At 70.8% G+C, this 2,847-nt stretch carries 3 protein-coding genes; all 3 read right to left on the reverse strand.

Annotation, left to right across the window (positions count from 1 at the left end):
• Window positions 1-1,213, reverse strand: a 1,213-nt coding sequence (locus tag DLJ59_RS30205; RefSeq protein ID WP_148096981.1) for a cytochrome ubiquinol oxidase subunit I, incomplete at its 3' end; no start/stop codon positions are given.
• A gap of 216 nt (window positions 1,214-1,429) precedes the next feature.
• Entirely contained in the window at window positions 1,430-2,335 is a 906-nt protein-coding gene (locus DLJ59_RS30210; RefSeq protein ID WP_124776926.1) for a M56 family metallopeptidase, read from the reverse strand.
• Between the two features lie 11 nt (window positions 2,336-2,346).
• Window positions 2,347-2,820: a BlaI/MecI/CopY family transcriptional regulator gene (locus DLJ59_RS30215; RefSeq protein ID WP_124776928.1), complete on the reverse strand. Its 474-nt coding sequence runs from the start codon at window positions 2,818-2,820 to the stop codon at window positions 2,347-2,349.
• Window positions 2,821-2,847 lie beyond the last annotated feature (27 nt).

Genomic DNA, 2,847 nt, shown 5'->3' on the forward strand with positions numbered 1-2,847 from the left:
GTGCCGGTGGACGCCCGAGCGCCGGGTCGGCCGCGCCACGCTTGGCGTGTCGGGCGAGCAGCACCCAGTTGGTGACCGCGAGGGTGCCCAGCAGAAGGCTGAACCCGATCAGCGAGGCGAGCATCAGCGGTGCGCTGACCGGGGAGACGGCCTGCTCGGTGGGGAGCAGCCCGTACGCCACCCAGGGTTGGCGGCCGACCTCCCGGGCGATCCAACCGAGGATCACCGCGACGAACGGCAGCGGCAGGGCGAAGAGGATCAGCCAGAGCGGGAAACGCAGTCGGATGATCCAGTCTCGGAAGAGCAGGGGCAGCAGGAGCCAGACGCAACCCAGGGTGAAGCCGATCAAAATCATGAAGCCCAACCCGACGTTGGCGAGCACCGGCGGGGTGTAGTCGCCGGGGCCGAACCGCGTGGTCCACTCGGCGATCAGCGTCTGACTCTCCGGGCCGCCGCCGCCGAATTTGGTCGGCTGCACCGCGCCGACCGGACCGAACTGGGCGAAACCGAAGCCCTGCACCATCGAGATGGCCAGTGCCGCGGTGACCAGGCCGATCCGTAGCGAGGTGCGGAAGAGCGCGAAGTCGGGGGTACGCCGGATCAGGTGCCCGGCGCTGACCGCAGCCATCAGCATCCCGCCGACCAGCAGCGCCGCCGAGATCACGTGCCCGAGGGCCATGCCGAGGCTGGGGTTGGTGAGCAGCGCGCCGAAGTCGGTGAGGTGGGCGATCCCGTCGCGGACCTCGTACCCGACCGGGTTCTGGAGCCAGGAGTTGGCCACCATGATCCAGAACGCCGAGGCGTACGCGGTGATCGCCACGCCCCAGAGCAACGCGAGGTGCACGCGCTTGCCGAGTCGGTGCCAGCCGAAGATCCACATCCCGAGGAACGTGGACTCCAGGAAGAACGCCACCAGCGTCTCGATGGCCAGGGGTGCCCCGAAGACGTTGCCGACGTAGCGCGACAGGCCGCTCCAGTTCAGCCCGAACTGGAACTCCATCACGATCCCGGTGGCGATGCCGAGCACGTAGTTGATCACGTAGAGCTGGCCCCAGTAGCGCGTCAGCCGCTCCCACTTCGGGTTGCCGGTGAGCACCCAGGCGGTCTGCATGCCGACCAGCAGGGTGACCAGCCCGAGCGTGACGACGACGAACAGGAAGTGGATCGAGGTGGTGGTGGCGAACTGCAGGCGGGCGAGGAGCAGGGTGTCCATGACCAGCCCTCCCTAGCGTTGGCTCCCTTGCCGTAGCCACACTACACGTAGCCTAGCTACACGTAAGAATTACTACGTGTCGTAGTAATCAATGCTACGACGAGGCGTAGTAGATGCGCTTGTCGGGAAGGTGCGACGACGCGACGTCGGCGGAGGGAACGGCCACGCTGCGGCACCTGCGCCGACACCCGGCACGGGCGTCGGCGGGGTGGCGCGTCAGCTCAGGAAGAGCGTCACCGGAAGGGCGACCAACATGGTGGCGACCGCGAGAGCGGTGGCACCGAGCACCCGGGGCGGTCGGTCACTGACCAGCAGGCGCTGCATCCGCACGTCGAGATCCCGGTCGCCCATGCCCAAGGCACCGGCCGGCGTGATCCGGTGCCCGGCGGCGGCGAAGCGGCGCAGCGCCCCCGCCAGGGGGGCCTCGGCGTGCAGCTCGCGGGCCTTGTCGTCGGCACGCATCTCGACCAGCAGGGCGACCCGCTCGTGCGCGTCGCGCACCCAGCCGAACCACGGCAGCGCCCGGCACAGCGCGGTGAACGGCAGCAGCACCAGGTCGTGCCGCTCGTGGGCGTGGGCACGCTCGTGGCTGAGCACAGCGGCCAGCTCGGCGCGGTCCAACAGGCTCAGCGTGCCGGCGCTGACCACCACCTGCGGCTTCACCCCCGGCAGGCAGTACGCGGCGGCGCTCGGATGATCCAGCACCAGCGCACCCGGCGCGGCCGGGTCGTTCCGGGCGACCAGGGAGAGCAGATCCCGGTGGCGGCGCTGGGCGCGTACGGTGCCGTGGATGCTGCGCACGGTCGTCGTGACCAGCACCGCCCCGATGCCAAAGCCCACACCGACGCCGGCCAGGTGGAACGTGCCCACCCCGATCGGCAGGGCACCGTGGGCGAGGTCGTTGGCCAGGGCGAGCAGTGCGCTGCCGGTCGGCCGGTCGTACGCGCTCAACCCGAGCGCCATCGGCAGGCCCATCGCTGAGAGGCCCAACGCCAGCCCGACGGCCTGCCAGCAGACGATCGCGACCCGAGGGCTGCGCCACGTCCAGGTGGAGCGGGCCAGCACCTGGGCGGTCAGATAGCAGGCCAGCATCGTGGCGGCGAAGTGCACGGCGTAGGCCATGGCGTGCGCCCCTACCGCTCCGCTGCCTCGCCGGCGGGTCGTCGGCCCGCCGGCCCGTCCACTCGATCGGTCAACGCGTCGGTGCCACCCGGGTCGCCGCCGGTGGCAGCAGGCCCGGTCAGCCCGGCCTCGCTGCCCAGGGCCGCCCGCAGCACCTCGGCCTCGGTGCCGGTCACCGAGTGGGCGAACCGCACCAGCGCGGCGTCCCGGCTGCCACCCAGGTCGAGGGCGTCGAGCATGAGTTGAGCGATGTGCGCCTCGCGGCTGGCCGCCGGCCGGTACCGCCAGGCCCGGCCCTCCCGCTCCCGTTGCACCATGCCCTTGCCGGCGAGCCGGTCCAGCACGGTCATCACCGTGGTGTACGCCAGCTCGCGGCCATCGAGTGCGTCGGCCACCTCGCGCACGGTCACCCCGTCCGACGTGCCGGGAACCACGTCCCACAGCACGTCCATCACCGCACGCTCAAGATCGCCCAACCGAGTCACGAACCAATCCTACCCCTGGTAGTAGAC

The sequence above is a fragment of the Micromonospora inaquosa genome, from assembly GCF_003857055.1.
Lineage (GTDB): Bacteria > Actinomycetota > Actinomycetes > Mycobacteriales > Micromonosporaceae > Micromonospora > Micromonospora inaquosa.

What these genes read in the sequence shown, in the direction of transcription:
- DLJ59_RS30210 (WP_124776926.1), bottom strand. Translation starts at nt 2,335, where the DNA reads ATGGCCTACGCCGTGCACTTCGCCGCCACGATGCTGGCCTGCTATCTG.